Origin of the sequence: Leclercia barmai, from assembly GCF_049312895.1 — a bacterium.
GTDB lineage: Bacteria > Pseudomonadota > Gammaproteobacteria > Enterobacterales > Enterobacteriaceae > Enterobacter > Enterobacter barmai.
On record NZ_JBMNWZ010000001.1, the window covers coordinates 1077112 to 1095415 of the forward strand.

Annotated in this window: 22 protein-coding genes and 1 other annotated feature; of the genes, 16 read left to right on the plus strand and 6 right to left on the minus strand. The window is 55.9% G+C overall.

Features of this window, described 5'->3' with window-relative positions:
* Nucleotides 1-3 precede the first annotated feature (3 nt).
* Together ACOYA6_RS05030 and ACOYA6_RS05035 are read left to right on the plus strand one after the other, a co-directional pair.
* Nucleotides 4-762, plus strand: coding sequence for a DUF481 domain-containing protein (locus ACOYA6_RS05030; RefSeq protein WP_039029072.1), 759 nt, complete (start codon nt 4-6; stop codon nt 760-762).
* A 255-nt stretch (nt 763-1017) separates the two neighbouring features.
* Nucleotides 1018-1251: a YdgH/BhsA/McbA family protein gene (locus ACOYA6_RS05035; RefSeq protein WP_072036628.1), complete on the plus strand. Its 234-nt coding sequence runs from the start codon at nt 1018-1020 to the stop codon at nt 1249-1251.
* Nucleotides 1252-1439: 188 nt separating this feature from the next.
* On the opposite strand, the gene yniD is transcribed toward ACOYA6_RS05035, so the two are convergent.
* The gene (gene yniD, locus ACOYA6_RS05040) at nt 1440-1547 is read right to left on the minus strand and encodes a small membrane protein YniD (RefSeq protein ID WP_138368780.1); all 108 of its coding nucleotides are present in this window, start codon (nt 1545-1547) and stop codon (nt 1440-1442) included.
* Between the two features lie 100 nt (nt 1548-1647).
* The gene (yncL, locus tag ACOYA6_RS05045) at nt 1648-1740 is read right to left on the minus strand and encodes a stress response membrane protein YncL (protein WP_072036629.1); all 93 of its coding nucleotides are present in this window, start codon (nt 1738-1740) and stop codon (nt 1648-1650) included.
* Between the two features lie 328 nt (nt 1741-2068).
* Between yncL and thrS the strand changes: the two genes are divergently transcribed.
* From thrS to selO, 14 genes are all read left to right on the plus strand, one after another.
* Nucleotides 2069-3997: a threonine--tRNA ligase gene (thrS, locus tag ACOYA6_RS05050; protein ID WP_039029073.1), complete on the plus strand. Its 1929-nt coding sequence runs from the start codon at nt 2069-2071 to the stop codon at nt 3995-3997.
* Nucleotides 3998-4000: 3 nt separating this feature from the next.
* Nucleotides 4001-4543 carry a translation initiation factor IF-3 gene (gene infC / locus ACOYA6_RS05055; protein ID WP_023616141.1) on the plus strand — a complete coding sequence of 181 codons (543 nt, stop codon included), beginning with the start codon at nt 4001-4003 and terminating at the stop codon, nt 4541-4543.
* A gap of 97 nt (nt 4544-4640) precedes the next feature.
* Nucleotides 4641-4838, plus strand: coding sequence for a 50S ribosomal protein L35 (gene rpmI / locus ACOYA6_RS05060; protein ID WP_003030583.1), 198 nt, complete (start codon nt 4641-4643; stop codon nt 4836-4838).
* Between the two features lie 52 nt (nt 4839-4890).
* Complete coding sequence (gene rplT, locus ACOYA6_RS05065) at nt 4891-5247, plus strand: 50S ribosomal protein L20 (protein ID WP_000124850.1); 357 nt, start codon at nt 4891-4893, stop codon at nt 5245-5247.
* 117 nt (nt 5248-5364) lie between these two features.
* Nucleotides 5365-5488 (plus strand) — a sequence feature (Phe leader region).
* Nucleotides 5370-5414 (plus strand): pheST operon leader peptide PheM, encoded by a 45-nt coding sequence (gene pheM, locus ACOYA6_RS05070; protein ID WP_001386830.1) that lies wholly within the window; start codon nt 5370-5372, stop codon nt 5412-5414. It overlaps the preceding feature by 45 nt.
* 40 nt (nt 5489-5528) lie before the next feature.
* Nucleotides 5529-6512, plus strand: a complete 984-nt coding sequence (gene pheS, locus ACOYA6_RS05075; protein WP_039029074.1) for a phenylalanine--tRNA ligase subunit alpha — start codon at nt 5529-5531, stop codon at nt 6510-6512.
* A 15-nt stretch (nt 6513-6527) separates the two neighbouring features.
* On the plus strand, nt 6528-8915 hold the full coding sequence (gene pheT / locus ACOYA6_RS05080) for a phenylalanine--tRNA ligase subunit beta (RefSeq protein WP_422654154.1): 2388 nt from the start codon (nt 6528-6530) through the stop codon (nt 8913-8915).
* 4 nt (nt 8916-8919) lie between these two features.
* Entirely contained in the window at nt 8920-9219 is a 300-nt protein-coding gene (ihfA, locus tag ACOYA6_RS05085) for an integration host factor subunit alpha (RefSeq protein ID WP_006820203.1), read from the plus strand.
* A gap of 101 nt (nt 9220-9320) precedes the next feature.
* Nucleotides 9321-10301 carry a vitamin B12 ABC transporter permease BtuC gene (gene btuC / locus ACOYA6_RS05090; RefSeq protein WP_138368783.1) on the plus strand — a complete coding sequence of 327 codons (981 nt, stop codon included), beginning with the start codon at nt 9321-9323 and terminating at the stop codon, nt 10299-10301.
* Nucleotides 10302-10336: 35 nt separating this feature from the next.
* Nucleotides 10337-10888: a glutathione peroxidase gene (locus ACOYA6_RS05095; protein ID WP_138368784.1), complete on the plus strand. Its 552-nt coding sequence runs from the start codon at nt 10337-10339 to the stop codon at nt 10886-10888.
* Complete coding sequence (gene btuD / locus ACOYA6_RS05100; RefSeq protein ID WP_422654155.1) at nt 10888-11643, plus strand: vitamin B12 ABC transporter ATP-binding protein BtuD; 756 nt, start codon at nt 10888-10890, stop codon at nt 11641-11643. The genes ACOYA6_RS05095 and btuD overlap by 1 nt, the downstream gene beginning before the upstream one ends.
* A gap of 72 nt (nt 11644-11715) precedes the next feature.
* The gene (locus ACOYA6_RS05105) at nt 11716-12180 is read left to right on the plus strand and encodes an NlpC/P60 family protein (protein ID WP_039029079.1); all 465 of its coding nucleotides are present in this window, start codon (nt 11716-11718) and stop codon (nt 12178-12180) included.
* A 286-nt stretch (nt 12181-12466) separates the two neighbouring features.
* Complete coding sequence (locus ACOYA6_RS05110) at nt 12467-13180, plus strand: EAL domain-containing protein (RefSeq protein ID WP_422654156.1); 714 nt, start codon at nt 12467-12469, stop codon at nt 13178-13180.
* A 61-nt stretch (nt 13181-13241) separates the two neighbouring features.
* On the plus strand, nt 13242-14684 hold the full coding sequence (gene selO / locus ACOYA6_RS05115) for a protein adenylyltransferase SelO (RefSeq protein WP_422654157.1): 1443 nt from the start codon (nt 13242-13244) through the stop codon (nt 14682-14684).
* Here the strand turns inward: selO and ACOYA6_RS05120 are convergent.
* From ACOYA6_RS05120 to chuS, 4 genes are read right to left on the minus strand one after another with little or no spacing between them, the layout of a single operon-like run.
* On the minus strand, nt 14681-15460 hold the full coding sequence (locus ACOYA6_RS05120) for a heme ABC transporter ATP-binding protein (protein WP_422654158.1): 780 nt from the start codon (nt 15458-15460) through the stop codon (nt 14681-14683). The genes selO and ACOYA6_RS05120 overlap by 4 nt on opposite strands.
* A complete protein-coding gene (locus ACOYA6_RS05125; RefSeq protein WP_422654159.1) occupies nt 15453-16445 on the minus strand; it encodes a FecCD family ABC transporter permease in 993 nt (330 codons plus the stop codon). The genes ACOYA6_RS05120 and ACOYA6_RS05125 overlap by 8 nt, the downstream gene beginning before the upstream one ends.
* Nucleotides 16445-17266 (minus strand): heme/hemin ABC transporter substrate-binding protein, encoded by an 822-nt coding sequence (locus ACOYA6_RS05130; RefSeq protein ID WP_422654160.1) that lies wholly within the window; start codon nt 17264-17266, stop codon nt 16445-16447. The genes ACOYA6_RS05125 and ACOYA6_RS05130 overlap by 1 nt, the downstream gene beginning before the upstream one ends.
* Nucleotides 17263-18291 (minus strand): hematinate-forming heme oxygenase ChuS, encoded by a 1029-nt coding sequence (chuS, locus tag ACOYA6_RS05135; protein ID WP_422654161.1) that lies wholly within the window; start codon nt 18289-18291, stop codon nt 17263-17265. Before chuS ends, ACOYA6_RS05130 begins: the two co-directional genes overlap by 4 nt.
* Nucleotides 18292-18304: the final 13 nt, after the last annotated feature.

The window sequence follows — 18304 nt, forward strand, 5'->3', positions numbered from 1 at the left end:
TAAATGAAGCTCTTAAAGACAGTACCCGCCGCGATGATGTTGGCGGGAGGCCTGCTTGCGTCACTGAATGCGGCAGCCGATGATTCCGTTTTTACTGTCATGGACGATCCCTCCACTGCACAGAAACCCTTCGAAGGCACCCTTAACGCAGGTTATCTGGCGCAATCGGGCAATACGAAAAGCTCTTCCCTGACCGCCGACACCACCCTGACATGGTACGGCAACACCACAGCCTGGTCGCTGTGGGGTAACGCCAGCAACACCTCTTCTAACGATGAGCGCTCTTCCGAGAAATATGCGGTGGGCGGACGTAGCCGTTACAACATGACTGACTATGACTATCTGTTTGGTCAGGCGAGCTGGTTAACGGATCGCTACAACGGCTACCGCGAGCGTGATGTGGCAACCGCCGGTTACGGTCGCCAGTTCCTGAATGGTCCGGTACACAGCTTCCGCTTTGAATTTGGTCCGGGTGTTCGCTATGACGAATACACCGACGGTGATACCGAAACCCAGCCGCTGGGTTACGCATCCGGAACCTACGCCTGGCAGATGACCGATAACGCGAAGTTCAGCCAGGGCGTCTCCGTCTTTGGCGCTGACGATACCACCGTCAACTCCGAGACCGCCCTCAACGTGGCGATCAACGCGCATTTCGGGCTGAAAGTTGCATATAACGTGACCTGGAACTCCGAGCCGCCAGCGTCTGCACCGGAACACACCGATCGCAGAACCGTCGTCTCTCTGGGCTACAAAATGTAATTACCGCGGGCCAATAATATATTGGCCCGTTTTTAATTTTTGTGCTGATAAATAATAAACACTGTTTTAAAATATAGCGGTAGCCGATATCTCCATATTCTCTCCATAATCCCTCCTTTTGTTAACCATTCAGTTTATTTGACACGAATTGATAAATATTTTGACTATGCAAAAGTGTGATCCAGATCTAAACTGTAAATACAGGCTAGATATTGCCTAAGTTGGTCTGTATTAATTCAGTAAGAGAAAAACATTATGAATAAAATCACAACTGCATCTGCAGCATTAGTCCTTTCTGCATTGTCATTCGGTGTCTTTGCCGCTGACTCTGTATATAACTCTGCCAGTGACACCTCTACACAAATTGGCATTACCAAAGCCTCTGATGTAGAAGCCGGTTCGAACATCGCCCCGGGCTCACAATCGACCGGGCAATCCATGGATGACGCGTTCGACGTGCATAAACTGGTTGCCGGTGAATGGTCCTGATTGATTTGTCAGATGTGATAAATGCATTTTCGGCCGTTTATTGCCGCTAAAAAAAACCGGATCCTGATGTACCGGTTTTTTTATTTCTGTAATTTGTGTAAAGATAAATAAAACGTAAGTTTATATTTGTGCTGATTGTGCAAACCAGTCGATAAATATCCTGATCTGCAGGGGCAGGGAAGATGAGATTAACCCCAAAGCATCGCCGCCCAGCGTAATAACAGCATAGCGGCACATATGGCGATTAAGACAATCACCATCTTCCAGTGTTTTTTTGAAAAGCGTTTCGTCGGCATCACGTCATCCTTGTTCTTTGGTGAAAGCAGTTTACCAAAGAGCAATGATAATTGCGCATCGCCGGAATGCTACAGCTTCAGGTGCTTGCAACAACGCGCTTCAGAACCAGTGAAACTTATCTGCCAGAATCACGAGTAGTGCGGTGGCAGAAAGAATGTTAAGGATAACGACTGTTCTGCTTGATACGTTCATAATTCGCCCCAATAAAGTGTTGAAGGACCTGTTCAAGAATAGCTCAGCAACCCGGTATTGCGAGAAACTGTCTGAAATTCCACATCAAAGTCATGCAAAAGTACTAACACATGCAATCTGCCTGTGGAGGGTGTTTTCACCCTTTTGTTAGTGTTACCATCTACAGGCTGATCGTAAATTGTCATTTATCTGATTTCGATCCTGTGCATGGTTGCGAGCCAATTTGACGATTGTTGGTCAGATGGTTTTGCAATTCACTGTAAATTAAAGATTATTTTCTTTGCATATGCTCTTATGTGTGGGGCATCACTGCAAATAAGGACATAAAATGCCTGTTATTACTCTTCCTGATGGCAGCCAACGCCATTTTGACCGTGCCGTCAGCCCAATGGATGTTGCGCTGGATATCGGCCCGGGTCTGGCGAAAGCCACTATCGCTGGCCGCGTAAACGGTGAGCTGGTTGATGCTTCCGATTTAATTGAAAACGATGCGAAGCTGTCGATCATCACCGCGAAAGACGAAGAAGGTCTGGAGATCATTCGTCACTCATGCGCACACCTGCTCGGTCATGCGATCAAACAGCTGTGGCCTAACACCAAAATGGCTATCGGCCCGGTTATCGACAACGGTTTCTACTACGACGTTGACCTTGACCACACGCTGACCCAGGAAGATATCGAAGCCCTCGAAAAGCGTATGCACGAGCTGGCTGAGAGCAACTATGACGTCATCAAGAAGAAAGTGAGCTGGCACGAAGCGCGTGAAACCTTCGTGAAGCGTGGCGAAAGCTACAAGGTCACTATTCTTGATGAAAACATTGCTCATGATGACAAGCCTGGCTTGTATCACCATGAAGAATACGTCGACATGTGCCGTGGACCGCACGTGCCGAATATGCGCTTCTGCCATCACTTCAAGCTGATGAAAACCGCAGGCGCTTACTGGCGTGGCGACAGCAACAACAAGATGCTGCAGCGTATTTACGGTACTGCCTGGGCCGACAAAAAAGCCCTGAGCGCGTACCTGCAGCGTCTGGAAGAAGCGGCGAAGCGTGACCACCGTAAAATCGGTAAACAGCTCGACCTGTATCACATGCAGGAAGAAGCGCCGGGTATGGTGTTCTGGCATAACGACGGCTGGACAATCTTCCGTGAACTGGAAACCTTCGTGCGTTCCAAGCTGAAAGCGTACCAGTATCAGGAAGTGAAAGGCCCGTTCATGATGGACCGTGTGCTGTGGGAAAAAACCGGCCACTGGGACAACTACAAAGATGCGATGTTCACCACCTCTTCCGAGAACCGTGAATACTGCATCAAGCCGATGAACTGCCCGGGTCACGTTCAGATCTTCAACCAGGGTCTGAAATCCTACCGCGACCTGCCGCTGCGTATGGCGGAGTTCGGTAGCTGCCACCGTAACGAGCCGTCAGGCGCGCTGCATGGCCTGATGCGTGTTCGTGGCTTTACGCAGGATGACGCGCACATCTTCTGTACTGAAGATCAGGTGCGTGATGAAGTTAACGCCTGTATTCGTATGGTCTACGATATGTACAGCACCTTTGGCTTCGAGAAGATCGTGGTCAAACTCTCAACTCGTCCTGAAAAACGTATCGGCAGCGACGAGACCTGGGATCGTGCTGAGGCGGACCTGGCCGTCGCCCTGGAAGAGAACGGTATCCCGTTTGAATACCAGTTGGGCGAAGGTGCATTCTACGGTCCGAAAATTGAATTTACCCTGTATGACTGCCTCGATCGTGCATGGCAGTGCGGAACGGTACAGCTGGACTTCTCCCTGCCGCAGCGTTTAAGCGCCTCTTACGTTGGCGAAGACAACGAGCGTCAGGTTCCGGTAATGATTCACCGTGCGATTCTCGGTTCACTGGAGCGCTTCATCGGCATCCTGACCGAAGAGTTCGCTGGATTCTTCCCAACCTGGCTTGCGCCGGTGCAGGTAGTGGTGATGAACATTACCGATTCTCAGTCTGAATACGTTAAAGAATTGACGCAGAAACTACAAAATGCGGGCATTCGCGTAAAAGCGGACTTGAGAAATGAGAAGATTGGCTTTAAAATCCGCGAGCACACTTTACGTCGTGTCCCGTATATGCTGGTCTGTGGTGATAAAGAGGTGGAAGCAGGCAAAGTTGCCGTTCGCACCCGCCGTGGTAAAGACCTGGGCAGCCTGGACGTAAATGAAGTGATTGAGAAGCTGCAACAAGAGATTCGCAGCCGCAGTCTTCAACAACTGGAGGAATAAGGTATTAAAGGCGGAAAACGAGTTCAAACGGCACGTCCGAATCGTATCAATGGCGAGATTCGCGCCCAGGAAGTTCGCTTAACAGGTCTGGAAGGCGAGCAGCTGGGGATTGTGAGTCTGAGAGAAGCAATCGAAAAGGCTGAAGAAGCTGGAGTAGATTTAGTTGAAATCAGCCCTAACGCCGAACCGCCAGTTTGTCGTATCATGGACTACGGCAAGTTCCTTTATGAAAAGAGTAAGTCTTCTAAGGAACAGAAGAAGAAGCAAAAAGTTATCCAGGTTAAGGAAATTAAATTCCGTCCTGGTACCGACGATGGCGATTATCAGGTAAAACTCCGCAGCCTGATTCGCTTTCTGGAAGATGGCGATAAGGCCAAGATCACACTGCGTTTCCGCGGTCGTGAGATGGCCCACCAACAGATCGGCATGGAAGTGCTTAACCGCGTCCGTGACGATCTGAGTGAACTGGCAGTAGTCGAATCCTTCCCTACGAAGATCGAAGGCCGCCAGATGATCATGGTGCTCGCTCCTAAGAAGAAACAGTAAGGCCTTCAAGTAGCAATTCCTGTGGAGCCTACAGGCTTCGCAGGTTTTGTTCGCCTACGTTTCGTTTATTTAACAATGCGAAGTGGAAGTTATTAAGATGCCTAAAATTAAGACCGTACGCGGTGCTGCTAAGCGCTTCAAAAAAACCGGTGGTGGTGGATTTAAGCGTAAGCACGCAAACCTGCGTCATATTCTGACCAAAAAATCTACTAAACGTAAACGTCACCTGCGTCCAAAAGGCCTCGTGTCTAAAGGCGATCTGGGTCTGGTTATCGCGTGCCTGCCGTACGCATAAGCCGTTAACGTTTAATTTTTTTTACTAAGAATATAGATACAGGAGAGCTCACATGGCTCGCGTAAAACGTGGTGTAATTGCTCGTGCACGTCACAAAAAAATTCTGAAACAAGCTAAAGGCTACTACGGTGCGCGTTCTCGCGTATACCGCGTTGCCTTCCAGGCTGTTATCAAAGCTGGTCAGTACGCTTACCGTGACCGTCGTCAACGTAAACGTCAGTTCCGTCAGCTGTGGATTGCACGTATCAATGCGGCAGCACGTCAGAACGGTATTTCTTACAGCAAATTCATCAACGGCCTGAAAAAAGCCTCTGTTGAAATCGACCGTAAGATCCTGGCTGACATCGCAGTATTCGACAAAGTAGCGTTCACCGCTCTGGTCGAAAAAGCGAAAGCAGCACTGGCATAAGCCAGTTGGAAGAGGGAGCTTTGCTCCCTCTTTTCGTTTCAACAGCATCAAAACATTGACAATTTTCTGGCGACCCTTTTCAATAAGGCGACAGGTTCCGTATCACACAAGGTAACGCAAGCATGAATGCTGCTATTTTCCGCTTCTTCTTTTACTTTAGCACCTGACATCAGGAGGCTAGCGCGTGAAAGACGAAACGGAAAACAGCGCCAGAAAGCCTCCTGATGGAGGCTTTTTTCGTATCTGCCGCTTGTAAATATCGCTACATAACGAGGAAAACCATGTCACATCTCGCAGAGCTGGTTGCCAGTGCAACGGCCGCCATTAACCAGGCCTCAGATGTTGCCGCGTTAGACAACGTCCGCGTCGAATATCTGGGCAAGAAAGGGCACCTGACCCTTCAAATGACTACCCTGCGTGAATTGCCGCCAGAAGAGCGCCCGGCTGCAGGTGCGGTAATTAACGAAGCCAAAGAGCAGGTTCAGCAGGTGCTGAACGAGCGTAAAAACGCGCTGGAAAGCGCCGCGCTGAATGCGCGTCTGGCTGCAGAAACCATCGACGTCTCCCTGCCGGGTCGTCGCATTGAAAACGGTGGCCTGCACCCAGTTACGCGCACTATCGACCGCATTGAAAGTTTCTTCGGTGAGCTCGGCTTTACCGTGGCGACCGGCCCGGAAATCGAAGACGATTACCATAACTTCGATGCCCTGAATATCCCAGGCCACCACCCGGCGCGTGCTGACCACGACACTTTCTGGTTCGATGCTACCCGTCTGCTGCGTACCCAGACCTCTGGCGTGCAGATCCGTACCATGAAAGAGAAGCAGCCGCCAATCCGCATTATTGCCCCGGGCCGCGTCTATCGTAACGACTACGATCAGACCCACACCCCAATGTTCCATCAGATGGAAGGGCTGATCGTTGATAAAAACATCAGCTTTACCAACCTGAAAGGTACCCTGCACGACTTCCTGAGCAACTTCTTTGAAGAAGATCTGCAGATTCGTTTCCGTCCGTCCTACTTCCCGTTCACAGAACCTTCTGCCGAAGTTGACGTGATGGGTAAAAACGGCAAGTGGCTGGAAGTGCTGGGCTGCGGCATGGTGCACCCGAACGTCCTGCGTAACGTTGGCATTGATCCGGAAGTGTACTCCGGCTTTGCATTCGGTATGGGCATGGAGCGTCTGACCATGCTGCGTTACGGCGTAACCGACTTACGCGCTTTCTTCGAAAACGATCTGCGTTTCCTCAAACAGTTTAAATAAGGGCAGGACAGAACAATGAAATTCAGTGAACTGTGGTTACGCGAATGGGTGAACACCGCGCTCGACAGCGAGGCGCTCTCTAACCAGATCACCATGGCAGGCCTGGAAGTGGACGGCGTTGAGCCGGTTGCGGGCGCGTTTAATGGCGTTGTTATCGGCGAAGTCGTGGAGTGCGGCCAGCACCCCAACGCCGACAAACTGCGTGTGACGAAAGTGAACGTGGGCGGCGAACGCCTGCTGGATATCGTCTGCGGCGCGGCAAACTGCCGTCAGGGCCTGAAAGTGGCCGTGGCGACCGTGGGCGCGGTGCTGCCAGGCGATTTCAAAATCAAAGCGGCGAAACTGCGCGGCGAGCCGTCTGAAGGCATGCTGTGCTCTTTCTCTGAGCTGGGTATTTCCGACGACCACTCCGGCATCATTGAGCTGCCAGCGGATGCGCCAATTGGTACCGATCTGCGTGAATACCTGAATCTCAATGACAACACCATCGAAATCAGCGTGACCCCGAACCGTGCTGACTGCTTAGGCATTATCGGCGTGGCCCGCGACGTGGCGGTCCTGAATCAGACCGAACTGAACGCGCCAGAGATTGCCCCGGTTGCCGCCACCATCAACGACACGCTGCCGATTCAGGTTGATGCGCCAGACGCCTGTCCGCGCTACCTCGGCCGTGTGGTCAAAGGCATCAACGTTAAGGCGCCCACTCCGCTGTGGATGAAAGAGAAGCTGCGCCGCTGCGGCATCCGCTCTATCGATGCGGTGGTTGACGTGACTAACTACGTCCTGCTGGAGCTGGGTCAGCCGATGCACGCGTTCGATAAAGATCGTATCGAAGGCGGCATTGTGGTGCGTATGGCGAAAGAGGGCGAAACCCTGGTTCTGCTCGACGGTAGCGAAGCCAAACTTGATGCCGATACCCTGGTTATTGCCGATCAAGGCCAGGCGCTGGCCATGGGCGGTATCTTCGGTGGCGACCACTCTGGCGTGAATGATGAAACCCAGAACGTGCTGCTGGAGTGCGCCTTCTTCAGCCCGCTGTCCATTACCGGTCGCGCGCGCCGTCACGGCCTGCATACCGATGCCTCTCACCGCTATGAGCGCGGCGTGGATCCAGCCCTGCAGTACAAAGCGATGGAGCGCGCTACCCGCCTGCTGATCGACATCTGCGGCGGCGAAGCCGGTCCGGTTATCGATGTGACCAGCGAGGCGCATCTGCCGAAGCCTGCGACCATCACCCTGCGCCGCAGCAAACTGGACCGCTTGATTGGTCATCACATTGCCGATGCGCAGGTGAGCGACATTCTGCGCCGTCTGGGCTGCGACGTGACCGAAGGTCAGGATGAGTGGACCGCTGTCGCGCCGAGCTGGCGTTTCGACATTTCGATCGAAGAAGATCTGGTGGAAGAAGTGGCCCGCGTATACGGCTACAACAACATTCCTGATGAGCCGGTACAGGCAGGCCTGGTGATGGGTTCCCATCGCGAAGCCGACCTCTCCCTGAAGCGTGTGAAAACCATGCTGAACGACAAAGGCTACCAGGAAGTGATCACCTACAGCTTCGTTGACCCGAAGGTGCAGCAGCTGATCCATCCAGGTCAGGAAGCGCTGATCCTGCCAAGCCCGATCTCCAGCGAGATGTCCGCCATGCGCCTGTCGCTGCTGACCGGCCTGCTGGGCACCATCGTCTACAACCAGAACCGTCAGCAGAGCCGCGTGCGCATCTTCGAAACCGGTCTGCGCTTTGTTCCGGATACCCAGGCAAACCTCGGCATCCGTCAGGATCTGATGCTGGCGGGCGCAATCTGCGGCAACCGCTATGAAGAGCACTGGGATCTGAGCAAAAACAGCGTTGATTTCTACGATCTGAAAGGCGATCTGGAATCAGTCCTCGATCTGACCGGTAAATTGTCTGAAATTGAGTTCCGCGCAGAAGCCATTTCGGCCCTGCATCCGGGCCAGAGCGCCGCGATTTATCTGAAAGGTGAACGCGTTGGTTTCATTGGTGTTGTGCATCCGGAACTGGAGCGCAAGCTCGATCTCAATGGCCGCACGCTGGCGTTTGAGCTGGAGTGGAACAAGGTCGCAGACCGCGTCATTCCTCAGGCTCAGGAGGTTTCTCGCTTCCCGGCAAACCGTCGTGATATCGCCGTCGTGGTGGCCGAAAATGTGCCTGCCGCAGATATTTTGGCCGAATGTAAGAAAGTTGGCGTAAATCAGGTAGTTGGCGTAAACTTATTTGACGTGTACCGCGGCAAGGGCGTAGCAGAGGGCTTTAAGAGCCTGGCTATCAGCCTGATCCTTCAGGATACCAGCCGTACACTCGAAGAAGAGGAGATTGCCGCTACCGTCGCCAAATGTGTAGAGGCATTAAAAGAGCGATTCCAGGCATCATTGAGGGATTGAACCTATGGCGCTTACAAAAGCTGAAATGTCCGAATATCTGTTTGATAAGCTTGGGCTTAGCAAACGGGATGCCAAAGAGCTGGTTGAGCTGTTTTTCGAAGAGATCCGTCGCGCTCTGGAAAATGGTGAGCAGGTAAAACTCTCCGGCTTTGGTAACTTTGATTTGCGCGACAAAAATCAACGTCCGGGTCGTAACCCGAAGACGGGTGAGGATATTCCCATTACAGCTCGCCGCGTGGTGACCTTCAGACCCGGACAGAAGTTAAAAAGCCGTGTCGAAAACGCTTCACCCAAAGCAGAGTGAGATGATCTAACCAAAAAGGCCGCATTTGCGGCCTTTTTTCTTTGCGCTGCTCTGAACCCACCGTAAAATCAATCACATCATTCACCCGCAAAATGATTCCAATGCCTGAATTTGCCCGTCTGCAGTACCGTTCCGACCTGCGTAAAGTGCTCTTCCTGCTGCTGGCGCTGGTTCTCGCGCTGGGGCTGAGCCTGTGCGCGGGCGATCAATGGATCGGGCCGCCGTCGTGGTTTAGCCCGCAGGGGGAACTGTTTATCTGGCAGATCCGTCTGCCGCGCACCCTGGCCGTGGTGCTGGTGGGAGCGGCGCTGGCGCTGAGCGGCACCATCATGCAGGCGCTGTTTGATAACCCACTCGCCGAGCCGGGCTTATTAGGCGTATCAAACGGGGCCGGCGTCGGGCTGATTGCCGCCGTTATGCTGGGCGGAGGCGTGCTGTCCGGCTGGGAACTGAGCCTCTGCGCCATTGCCGGGGCGCTGATCGTTACCCTTATTCTGTTGCGCTTTGCCCGCCGTCATCTCTCGGTCAGTCGCCTGCTGCTCGCCGGGGTGGCGCTGGGAATTATCTGCAGCGCCCTGATGACCTGGGCGGTCTACTTTTCCACCTCCTTTGATCTGCGCCAGCTGATGTACTGGATGATGGGCGGCTTCGGCGGCGTGGACTGGGGGCAGGGCTGGCTGATGCTGCTGCTGGTACCGGTTATTGTCTGGGCCTGTTTTCAGGCCGCACCCCTGAACGTCCTGGTGCTGGGTGAGATTTCGGCCCGCCAGCTCGGACTGCCGCTCACCTTCTGGCGCAACATCCTGGTGGTCGCTATCGGCTGGATGGTGGGCGTAAGCGTGGCGCTGGCCGGTGCCATCGGCTTTGTTGGCCTCGTTATCCCCCATATGCTGCGTTTATGCGGCATAACCGATCACCGGCTGCTGCTGCCTGCTGCGGCCGTGACGGGCGGCGCGACGCTGCTTATCGCCGACATCATCGCGCGCCTGGCGTTAACGGCGGCAGAGTTGCCGATCGGCGTTGTCACCGCTACGCTGGGTGCACCGGTATTTATCTGGCTATTATTAAAAGCTGGCCGCTAAGGCTGCCAGTCTGAACCACAACCTGAGGGAATGCTATGCCGAACGATATTCTGAACACCGAAGTGACGACCATCGATGGAGAAAAGACCACCCTGGAAGGCTATAAGGGCAAGGTTCTGCTGGTGGTAAACGTGGCATCGAAATGCGGTCTGACGCCGCAGTATGAGCAGCTCGAAAACATTCACAAAGCATGGGAAAAAGACGGTTTTACCGTGCTCGGTTTCCCGTGCAACCAGTTCCTCGGCCAGGAACCCGGTAGCGAAGAAGAGATCAAAACTTTCTGCAGCACCACCTATGGCATCACCTTCCCGATGTTCAGCAAAGTCGAGGTCAACGGCGAAGCGCGTCATCCGCTGTATCAAAAGCTGATTGCCGCAGCCCCGGTGGCTGTTGCGCCTGAAAGCAGCGGTTTTTATGAGCGTCTGGCGAGCAAAGGCCGTGCGCCGCTCTATCCTGATGACATTTTATGGAATTTTGAAAAATTCCTGATCGGTCGCGATGGCGAAGTGGTTCAGCGTTTTGCGCCGGATATGACGCCTGAAGATCCGATCCTGATGGAAGCGATCAAGCTGGCGCTCGCGAAGTAATGTCGATCCTGATGCAGCTCAATGGGGTGTCGGAAGCCGGACGTCTGCAGCCGCTTTCCGCACAGGTTAATGCGGGGGAGATCCTGCACCTGGTCGGCCCGAACGGGGCAGGTAAGAGCACATTGCTTGCCCGTATGGCCGGGCTGAGTAGCGGGCAGGGCGAAATCCTGTTGCAGGGGGAATCGCTATCCCGTTGGTCCTCCGCGTCGCTGGCGAGTCGCAGGGCGTATCTGGCGCAGCAGCAAACTGCGCCGTTCGCCATGCCGGTCTGGCACTATCTGACGCTGCATCAGCACCATAGTCAGCAAAAAGCGCTGTTAAGTGAGGTCGCGGCCATGTTGGGTATTGAGGATAAACTGTCCCGGCACGTCAGCCAGCTCTCCGGCGGAGAGTGGCAACGCGTGCGGCTGGCGGCGGTGATCCTGCAAATTCATCCCCAGGGCAATCCGCACGGTCAGTTGCTGTTGCTGGACGAGCCGATGAGCAGTCTCGATGTTGCCCAGCAGGTGGCGCTGGACAGAGCGTTAAGCGCTCTGTCGCAGCAGGGTATTGCGGTGGTGATGAGCAGTCATGACCTCAACCATACCCTGCGTCATGCGCATCGCGTCTGGCTGCTGAAGCGGGGCCAGCTGATTGCCAGCGGGGCGCGTGACAGCGTTTTGACGCCGCCCAATCTGGCTAAAGCTTATGATATGTCTTTCCGCCGTCTGGACATCGAAGGTCACAGAATGATCATTTCGACGTCTCAGGAATAACCGCTTGTTGCACAGCGACATATTCACAGGCTAAATTACGGAAAATCCAAAAAATCAGAGGATTCGTCGGGAATGCGATTCTGTTTTCTATTGGTAGCCGCGCTATTTCTTGCAGGATGCAGCAGCCATCGCGCACCGCCGCCGAACGCGCGGCTGTCTGATTCTATCGCGGTGATTGCGGGTCTCAACGATCAACTGCACAACTGGGGCGGTACGCCTTACCGCTACGGTGGCATGACGCGCGGCGGTATTGATTGTTCGGGGTTTGTCTTGTTGACGTTTCGCGACCAGTTTGCGTTGCAGTTGCCGCGAGAAACGCGACAGCAGGCGACAATAGGCACCGAGATTGATAAAGAAGATCTGTTGCCTGGCGATCTGGTGTTCTTTAAAACCGGCTCTGGCGAAAGCGGCCTGCACGTCGGGATATACGATACCGATAATCAATTTATTCATGCCTCGACCAGTCGCGGCGTGATGCGCTCCTCTCTCAATAATGTTTACTGGCGCAAAAACTTCTGGCAAGCCCGACGCATTTAATCTCGTCGCGCCGGCCTGGCGCGACGCCGATCCTTTGTTTAAATGAGATTCGTTTCAGGACATTAATTCTGGATCTCCAGCAGGCGGAATTAATTTGAATCAATTCTGGCAGTTAGGGAAAACTGGCTATTAAGCTTTATCCAGGATAAGATTATTTTCAGGACTAAGGAAAATCCGAAAATTAAATGGAACGAATGAGATTATTCTTTATAAAATCCAAATGGTTGAATTACTTCAGCATATGTTTCAGGATGTCTTGTATCGTCTTTAAATCAGGACGGACGCCATGATTGTGATGCTGGATATTGCTTATCAAACAGAATTTTTATTAGTCCCCGCGCGCCATGATTCAGGGGCGCTTAAAGGTCTTGAAATAAACGTCAATTTTGTTGGTGTTAACAGCCCTGTGCGCATTCCTACTGAACTGGTGCGCCCGTTGTTAACGCCTGCGCAAGAGTTGATGCTTTTTCAGGAGCAACTTGCGCTGCTCGAAACCTGCAAACTCTTTTTTATTCAGCAACAGCTCCTGGCGTGGATAAATATCTCCCCGGTGATTGTTGAATATCTGCTAACAGAAGAAGAAGGTGTTTCAATATGTGAACGTCATCCGTGGCTGGAGTTCACCATTTATGAAAACTATCCGGATCTCAATAAAGGCAATTTGAATACCTCGCTAATGAATTTCGCACTGCGTTTTCCGCTGGTGTTAGGCAATTTTGGTGCCGGGGATGCCTCAACCAAAGCCATTTTTGACGGCATGTTTAAACGCGTGGCGCTGGATAAAAACTTCATTCAGCAACAGCTCACTCAAAATACCTTCGATCCTTTCTTACGGGCGATCTTTATCCAGATATCGCCATACTGTCAGTCACTGATGGTAGCGGGCGTGGATGATGACGTTGCGCTACAGCGGCTGTCGGTGTACGGCTTTAGCGCCATGCAGGGCAGCCTGTGGCCTGCCGTTCCCCTTGAGCGTATAACCTCACTGGTGCAGGTATAACCCTTGTCTTACCCGGTGTTTAACCGCTGACAAACCCACTACACTAAAAGCAGGAGGACCTATGACCCTGTCTTTTACCGCGCACTGGCATGATGAATTACCCGGTTTTTATACGGCTCTGAAACCCACTCCCCTGAATAATGCCCGCCTGATCTGGCATAACACGGCGCTGGCCGCCGAACTGGCGATCCCGGAATCGCTGTTCAGGCCGGAGCAGGGTGCCGGCGTTTTTGGCGGCGAAACGCTGCTGCCCGGCATGCAGCCGCTGGCGCAGGTGTACAGCGGACATCAGTTTGGCGTCTGGGCCGGTCAATTAGGTGACGGGCGAGGGATCCTGCTCGGCGAACAGCAGCTCGCCAACGGACAAACCATGGACTGGCACCTGAAGGGCGCCGGGCTCACGCCGTACTCACGTATGGGCGATGGTCGCGCCGTTCTGCGCTCCACCATCCGCGAAAGCCTGGCCTCGGAGGCGATGCACGCCCTGGGAATTCCCACCACCCGCGCGCTGTCGATTGTCACCAGCGACACCCCGGTGGCGCGTGAGAGCATGGAGCAGGGCGCGATGCTGATCCGCGTAGCTCAGAGCCACGCCCGTTTCGGCCATTTCGAACACTTTTACTATCGCCGCGAGCCGGAGAAAGTGCGCCAGCTGGCGGACTTTGTCATTCGCCATCACTGGCCCCAGTGGCAGGACGAGGCCGATAAGTACATCCTCTGGTTCCGCGACGTGGTGGCACGTACCGCGTCGCTGATCGCCTGCTGGCAGACGGTGGGCTTTGCTCATGGCGTGATGAATACCGACAACATGTCGATCCTCGGCCTGACCATCGATTACGGTCCCTACGGTTTCCTCGACGACTACCAGCCGGGTTATATCTGCAACCACTCCGACTATCAGGGGCGTTACAGCTTTGATAACCAGCCTGCGGTGGGCCTGTGGAACCTGCAGCGTCTGGCGCAATCGCTCTCACCCTTTATCGACGTTGACGCGCTTAACGACGCGCTGGACAGCTATCAGGACGTCTTGCTCCAGCAGTACGGCAAGCTGATGCGCCGCAAGCTGGGGCTGATGACTCAGGAGAAGGGCGATAACGAGCTGCTGAATAACCTGTTTGCGCTGATGGCCCGGGAAGGCAGCGACTATACCCGTACGTTGCGCATGCTGGGACAAACAGAGCAGCACAGCGCTGCCTCACCGCTGCGCGATGAGTTTATCGATCGTCAGGCGTTTGATGACTGGTTTACAACCTACCGCGCGCGTCTGCAGCAGGAGAACGTGGCGGACGAGGTGCGTCAGGCGCAGATGAACGCCGTCAACCCGGCCATGGTATTACGCAACTGGCTGGCGCAGCGGGCGATCGAGCAGGCGGAAAAAGGCGATTACGCCGAGCTTCACCGCTTGCACGAAGCCCTGCGTACGCCGTTTGCCGATCGTAATGACGACTACATCAGCCGCCCACCGGACTGGGGGAAGCGGCTGGAAGTGAGTTGCTCAAGTTAAGGAGCGAGAAAAACCTGGGGGCTGGCATTAAGCGGATGCTGCCCCACCTGCACCTGCGCGCCGTACCAGCGCGTCAGGTCGTCAGCCTGTAACACCTGCTGTGGTGTCCCCTGCGACACGATTCTGCCGTCGTGCAGGAGCACGATCCGATCTGCCCATAAGGCCGCCAGATTGAGATCGTGCAGCACCACGCAGACGTGCAGTTTTCCCTCCTGAACGAGAGCCTTTAGCAGGCGCAGCAGATGCTGCTGGTGATAGAGATCCAGCGCCGAGGTGGGCTCATCGAGAAACAACCAGCCGCGCGGCGAGGCGTCATGCCAAAGCTGAGCCAGCGCCCGGGCCAGCTGCACCCGCTGCTGCTCTCCCCCCGACAGGGCCGCATACTGGCGACCGGCAAGCGGCTGGCAGCCGGTCAGCTGCATCACCTCGCTGACGATCTGCGGCTCGGGCCGTTGCGTCCACGGCGAGCGACCCATGCCGATCACCGCCTCAACCGGCCAGTCAAAACCGAGCTGGGTTTGCTGGCGCATCACCGCCCGCAACCGGGATAAACTCTGCGTACTCCAGCCGTCCAGCGCTTTACCGTCCAGCAGGCAGCGCCCTGAATCCGGCTTGAGAAAACCGGTTAACAGGCGCAGCAGGGTGGATTTCCCCGCGCCGTTAGGGCCGATCAGCGCCATCAGCTCTCCCGGCGAGAGGGACAGCGAGACGTCGCGCACCACCGTCCGGCCTGCCACGCTGTAGGTCAAACCTTCGGCAAACAGGGGTTCAGCCATGCTGGCCTCCACGACGAAAAATAAGCCACAGGAACCAGGGCGCGCCGAGAATGCTGGTCAGCAATCCCACCGGCATCTCAGCCGGAGCCACCAGCGTGCGCGCGGCGGTATCAGCGATCAGCAGCAAAAACGCCCCCGCCAGCACCGAGCCGGGGATCACCGCCCGGTGATCCGACCCCAGCCACATGCGTATCAGGTGCGGCACTACCAGGCCAATAAAGCCGATCACGCCGCTGACCGCCACCGCGGCGGCCACCAGCAGGGCGCTGCATAAAAGCAGGATGCGCTGAACGTTCCGCACATCGACGCCCAGATAGTGCGCCTCTTCCTCGCCAAGCTGGAGCAGATTCAGGGCAGCCGCCAGCCGCCAGATAACCAGCACCGTCGGGATCATCAGCGAGGTCACCGCCACCAGGGTGGACCACTGGGCCTGGCCGAGGCTGCCCATTCCCCACAGGGAGAGCTGGCGCAGCTGGGCGTCGTTACTTACCCAGGAGAGCACGCCCACCGCCGCGCCGCACAGGGCGTTGATGGCGATCCCCACCAGCAGCAGGCGCGAGAGGGAACTCTCCCGCTGCTGGCTGAGCAGAAAAATGACGACCGTTGCCGCCAGCGCGCCAAGAAAGGCCGCCAGCATCGGGGCATAGAGCATCAGCAGGGCGGGCAGGGTGATGGGCAGCACCACCCACAGGGCGACGGCGCAGGCGGCACCGCTGCTGATCCCAAGCAACCCGGGGTCGGCGAGGGGATTACGAAACAGGCCCTGCATCACGCAGCCCGCCAGCGCCAGCGAGCCGCCAATCACCAGCGCCAGCAGCACCCGCGGCAGGCGAATGGTGAGCCAGATCTGGCGTAGCGCCTCGTCGGTGCCGCTCCAGAGCAGGTTCACCGGCAGGCGCAACGCGCCAAAACCGGTGGCCAGCAGCGTCATCAGGGCCAGCGCCAGCGCCAGCCCCCACAGCGAGCAGAGAATACGGCGAGGCATCAGGGCAGTTGCTCAGCTTTGCTGCGCAGCTGGCCAATCGCCTGCGGGGTACGCACGCTGAACCCGAGCAGCGCCATATCGTCAATCTGTAACACCTGCTTATTACGCCCGGCAGGGGTTTGCGCCAGACCTGGCAGCTTCCACAGATTCTCTTCTCCGCCCATCGCTTTTACCCCGTCCTGCGAAATCACCACTAAATCGGGCTGGCTGGCGATCACGCCCTCCTGAGAGAGCGGCTGGTAACGGGAGAAGCCCTGCATGGCGTTTTGCAGACCCGCGGCGCGGATCGCCGCATCGGCGCCGGTATTCTGCCCGGCAGCCATGGCGGTCATCCCGCCGTGATTGAGAATGAACAGCACCCGCTTGTTAAGCGGGGAGGAGGGCATCGCGGCCAGCTCCTGATTCAGACGCTGGCGCAGGGCTTCCCCTTCGGAGACGCGGTGCGTCGCCTGCGCTATCACGCGCACTTTCTCGTCGATGACGCTGAGCGCATTGCTGCCCGGCACCGTCACCACCCTGATGTTGTTTTGCCCGACCTGTTTGAGCGCCAGGGAAGGCTGCGCCTGGGCGCTGGCTAACACCACCGTCGGGCGCATCGCCAGGATCCCCTCGGCATTGAGCTGGCGCAGGTAGCCCACGTCCGGCAGCGAGTTGGCCTGCTCCGGCCACTGGCTGGTGCTGTCGCGCGCAACCAGTGAATCCCCGGCCCCCAGAGCGTAGACAATCTCCGTGACGTCCCCGCCAAGGGCAACGATCTTCTCCTGCGGGGCGGCAAAAGCGGCCAGCGGCAGCGCGGCGATCAGGGCAAGCAGTTTTCTCATGCGGCCAGCCCTTTCACCGTCAGGGCGTCAATCTGGGCACGCCACTGGCGCTGCTCGGGCTCGCCTTCCGTGCGCTGACCGTACAGCTGGGCGATCTGCGTTCCGTCAGCGGCAAACAGCTCAAGGCTGGTAACGTGGCCGTCGGCGGTCGGTTTACGCGTCACCCAGGTCTCGGCGATGGTCTCTTCCAGCAGATGCAGGGTGAAGGCCGGGTTAAAGATGTTCAGCCAGCCTTTCATCGGCACCACTTTCTCCACCTTGCCGGTGAAGATCTGCACGCAGCCGCGGTTGCCGACGAAGATCATGATCTCGTTGGCGTCCTGACGGGCGGTGTCCAGCAGCTGCGCCAGGGCGCGGTTATCCACCTGACAGGCCAGGTCGTCACCCACCAGGCGGAACGCCTGCTGACGGGTCAGGCCGTGGCGCTTAAGCAGGCCGAAGAACTGGTGGACGTCGGTCATGGCGCGCCACTCGCTGTCTACCGTTGCGGCATCGGCGTTTGCCACCTCTGCGCTCACCTCGGCAGCCTTCAGCGCCAGCGGCGGGTTATCGGCAAAGATAAAGCGGGTCAGCACGTCGCCCCAGGCGGAGATATCGGTGTTGTCGGTAGTGTAAACCTTCAGCAGCGCATCGCCCTGATGGTCAAAAAACTGGATGCTCTGACGTTCGCCGCGGGCAGTGGTTTCGCTGATATGGAACACGCTCGCCCACTGGTTGAGGAACAGGCGCAGATCCAGTGCGCGCGGGTTGAGCACCAGCCCGGCATGGCCGTTCAGGTGCTGGTTGGTAAAGGTGCCCACCTGCTCGTGAACCGCATAGTCGTTGCGGCAGATGCATTTGGTTTCACCCGCCGCTTCCAGCGCGCCGAGGATCTCACGAATGTCGCCATGCAGACGCCAGGCATCGTGGCCCACCCGCGCATAGGTCAGTTCGGCTTCGCTGATGTTCATCAGCGCGGCGATATCACGCGCGTATTTCCCCGGGTTTTCTTCTTTTAGTTCAAGCCAGCGTGTGTAGTGATTCATTGTCTCTTCCTTC